This is a genomic window from Ruegeria sp. AL12, assembly GCF_056540885.1.
On record NZ_JBQFXN010000194.1, the window covers coordinates 1 to 545 of the forward strand.

At 57.4% G+C, this 545-nt stretch carries 2 protein-coding genes; both read right to left on the reverse strand.

Annotated features, from left to right (window positions below; all coding sequences use genetic code 11):
• The coding region (locus ACR0C6_RS22165; protein ID WP_480621356.1) for a flagellar basal body protein at positions 1-75 on the reverse strand (75 nt) is incomplete at its 3' end.
• Positions 76-96: 21 nt separating this feature from the next.
• A partial coding sequence (locus tag ACR0C6_RS22170) for a flagellar basal body rod C-terminal domain-containing protein (protein WP_480621354.1) occupies positions 97-545 on the reverse strand: 449 nt, incomplete at its 5' end.

A 545-nucleotide genomic window follows, 5' to 3' on the forward strand; every position in this document is an offset into this window, starting at 1 on the left:
CAGGTTGTTCGAAATCGTTTCGACCCGCATCTGTTGCGCGGTCATTCCGGTGGCGGCAATTTTCAGGGCTCTCATGTCAAACTCTCCTTTTACCGTTCAGCGCATCAGCGCCTTGAGCGCCCCGCGCACGCGTTCGTCTTCGCTGTCAAGAAAGCTTTGTCCCAGCTCATAGGCGCGCTGGATTTCCACCAAGCGGGTCACCTGCTGCATAGCGTTGACGTTCGAACCTTCGAGAAAGCGATGCAAAACAACGGGTTCATCAACCGGGTCTATCGCACCATTGGCACGAAACCGCGTATTTCCTTCGCGGACCAGCTCCTGCGGATCAGCGACATTGAAAACGCCCAACTGGCCCAGAAACTGGCCGTTGACACTCAACGTCCCATCACTGCCGACATCAATCGAAGCTGCATCGGGCGGGATAAAGACCGGGGCACCGTTGGCATCCAGAACACGCGCACCATCCATCGCAACCAGATCGCCTTCGGCATTTGGCGAGAAACTGCCCGCACGCGTCAGCCGGTTGCCATCCGGGGTTTCAACCA